Below are 3253 nucleotides of genomic sequence, written 5' to 3' on the forward strand. Positions count from 1 at the left end.
GCAGGTCGAAGGCCTCGCCGCCGGCCACGCGCTTCGCGAGCGCGCCGGCGGTGTCGTTCGCGACCTCGACCTGGTGGCCGGTGCGCGCCTCGAAGGCCGGCACCATCGCGACGACGACCTGCTTGAACGCGCCGCTGGTCAGCACCTTCACGGTGTCGGCGGTGGCCGGGGCGGCACCGAACACGAGCAGCGCCAGCGCGATGGATGAGAGGGACTGGTGCATCACAAGACCTCCTGGAGAACGCAAGGTCCGAAGTGTGCCCCGATCGGCGTGCCAACCTGTGTCAGCGTGCCGGGCGCTTGACCACCGCGCCCGCCTTGCACGCGGTGGCGTCGAACTGCGTCGTGCCGGCGGCACCCGGGCCGCCGCCGAAGCCCGCCGCCGGCGTCCATTCGTTGACCAGCGGGTAGCCGCTGCTGCCGAGGTCGGCCACGCGGATCGCGCTCAGCTTCGCCTGCCACTTCGAGCCGAACGGCGTGTTGAACAGCTGCAGCTTCGCCAGCCCGCCATGCCCGGTCGGCAGGTTGACGGCGTAGGTGCCGAAGTTGTCGCCGCTCAGCACGTCTTTCGCGCTCGGCCGCACGTCGCCGTCCATCACGTGGTAGCCCATCGACAGCAGGTTGCGCAGCACCGTGCCGTCGGCATAGGTCGCGACCAGCGTGTAGTCGCAGCCGTTGTAGACGCAGTAGTAGCCGCCCCAGGCGCCGGGTGCGCTGCCGAGCGTCAGGTCCAGGTCGGCCTGCACCGTCGGGTCGAGCTGCTTGGGCAGGTTGCCGGTCCAGGCCGGCGTCACGACCATGCCGCTCGCGGTCGGCGACAGGTTGAAGTGCGACACCGTGCCGATCACCGTCTGCACCTGCTGCCCGGTCTTCAGCACGTCGGTGCCGATGCGGGCGCGGTCGCTGGCCGAGAGCTTCTCGAAGGCGCCGGTGCCGCGGTTCCAGCGCTTGTAGCCGCCGTCGTAGCTGTCGTCGCGGAACACCTTGTCGAGGAAGCCTTCCTGCATCTGCGCCGCCTGGTAGTCGGAGAACGCGTTCCAGCGGTAGGTCTTGCCGTCGCGGTCGTCGTCGCCGCCGGACATCGGCGTGCGCTGGAAGCAGGTGCCGTCGACGGTGCGGCCGTCGCACGACTGGCCGCTGTACTCGAGCGTCGTCAGCAGCTGGTTCTTGATGGCGTCGTAGCCCCAGGTGGAGCCGCTCTTGGTGCCCATCGGGTACGGGTAGTCGCCGGCATCGGCCGCGGCGTCGGCATGCGGCAGGCCGTAGGCGTGGCCCATCTCGTGGTTGAAGATGGCCGAGTAGACCGGGTCGGGCCGGTAGTCGCCGCCGGAGGTGCCGACCCCGCCGCCGCCGAGGCCGCCGCCGGTCGATGCGGCGACCTGCCGGCCGCCGTCCACCGTCTGCACGAAGCCGTAGAAGCCGGCTGCGAAGTTGCCGTCGCGGTTCGCGGCGGGACCCCGCATGTCGCTGAGCAGCCGGTAGATGCGGGCATTGGTGTCGCCGCCGGCGGCCTTGAAGTCGGCCCACGAGCCGAAGCTCATCGCCGGGTGGCAGAACTGGTCGTCGTTGCGGGCCGGCACGGCCAGCTGGTCGACCGTGACGGCACCGGTCGTCACCTGCGCGAGGGCCGCGACCGGCAGCTTCTGCTGGTACTCCTGGTCGAGCGTGTAGCCGTTGGTCGAGGCCGAAGACAGCGCCCAGTCCGGCACCACCGACTGCGCGGCGCGCGCGCCGAACAGGTAGACCGGAATCGTCACGTGCGTCAGCGTGGTGGCCGGCGTGACGCTCAGCGCCACGCTGCGCGGCGACGAGAAATCGCCCTGGCCGAGCTCGAGCGTCGCGCCGATCTGGATCCACTCGCGCGGCAGCAGCGCGCTGTACTTGACGGCGGAATAGGCCGGGCGGCCGCCGTCGGTGGCGGGCAGCTTCGCCGGCGCGTTCATCGCCAGCGGGCCGAGCGTGCGGCCGTCGGCCAGCTTCGCGCGCACCACCAGCGATGTCACGTTCGCGGCCGGTTGCACCATCAGCAGCGCCGCGCGGTCGGCCACCAGCTGCAGGCGCTTGGTGACCTTGTTTTTCACGTCGTTGGCCGACTGCATGCCGCGGCCGGTGGGCGGGATGACGTGGGTCTGCGCGAGTTCGACGCTGGTGAGCGCCGGGGTCGGCGTGGGGGCCGGGGCCGGAGCGGGCGAGGGCGCCGGAGCGGGCGATGGGGCCGGCGAAGGCGACGGTGCGGGTGCCGGAGCAGGTGCGGGAGCCGGTGCTGGCGAGGGCGAGGGCGTCGATGCCGGCGGCGAACCGGCTGGCGTGTCCCCGTCGTCCTTGCCTCCGCAGGCGGCGAGCGCGACGGCGGTGAACAGCAAGGCGATGTGGGTCGTCGTGGACAGGGGCAGGCGCTTCATGCTTCGGTGGGGTCGGGTTGCAGCGCCGCGATGATCCGCGAAGTTCCATGAAAGCGCATTCATGGCGTTTCACCTTTTCTGCTTTTACACCCGCTTGCAAAGCCGGCGTGTCATCAAGCCGTGTTCTCATCGCGGGTTGCCCGCGTGCATGACAGGAATCAGAGGAGAAGTGCCCATGCCGATCACCTACGGCGCCCAGCAGAACGGCCTGCTCTGCGGCTACCGCTTCTCGCCGACCGAATGCGGCGAGCCGATCGATCTCGCCCAGGCCGTCGAGTGGCTGAAGCAGCCGGCCGGCGATGCCTTCATCTGGCTGCACTTCGACCTCACGTCGGCCACCTCGCAGGCCTGGATGCAGGCCAACCTGCCGCTTGCGCCGGAGTTCTTCGAGGCGCTGCAGCAGGGTTCGCGCTCGACGCRCATCGAGGACGCGCAGGACAACCTGATCGCAGTCGTCAACGACGTGGCCTATGAATTCGCGTTCGACCCGTCGGAGATCGCGACGCTGTGGATGAGCGTCGACGCGCGGCTGGCCGTCAGCGCGCGGGCGCACCCGCTGCGCTCGATCGACCGGCTGCGCGAGGCGGTGAAGCAGGGCGTGCGCTTCGGCTCGTCGGTCGACCTGCTGAACCACCTGCTCGAGGACCAGGGCGACGTGCTGGTGCGCATCGTGCGCGAGGCCACGCTGAAGGTCGACAGCATCGAGGACAGCCTGCTGCGCGGCCGCCTCGACCGCCGGCGCGCCGAGCTCGGCCAGCTGCGCCGCGTGCTGGTGCGGCTGCAGCGCCTGCTGGCGCCCGAGCCGGGCGCGCTGTTCCGGCTGCTGCGCCAGCCGCCGCCGTGGGTGGCGG

3 protein-coding genes are annotated in these 3253 nt (G+C 70.9%); 1 reads left to right on the forward strand and 2 read right to left on the reverse strand.

The features are described from left to right. Positions 1 to 223: substrate-binding domain-containing protein (locus AC1D01_RS26720; RefSeq protein ID WP_477871755.1), on the reverse strand; the 223-nt coding region annotated here is incomplete at its 3' end. 61 nt (positions 224 to 284) lie between these two features. Continuing rightward, on the reverse strand, positions 285 to 2402 hold the full coding sequence (locus AC1D01_RS26725; protein WP_477871757.1) for a M66 family metalloprotease: 2118 nt from the start codon (positions 2400 to 2402) through the stop codon (positions 285 to 287). 175 nt (positions 2403 to 2577) lie between these two features. Here AC1D01_RS26725 and AC1D01_RS26730 point away from each other — a divergent pair. Then, positions 2578 to 3253 (forward strand): CorA family divalent cation transporter (locus tag AC1D01_RS26730; protein ID WP_477871759.1); only part of this gene is annotated, 676 nt, incomplete at its 3' end.

The organism is Rhizobacter sp. P3_B12 (assembly GCF_056402895.1).

What these genes read in the sequence shown, in the direction of transcription:
- AC1D01_RS26725 (WP_477871757.1), bottom strand. Translation starts at nt 2,402, where the DNA reads ATGAAGCGCCTGCCCCTGTCCACGACGACCCACATCGCCTTGCTGTTC.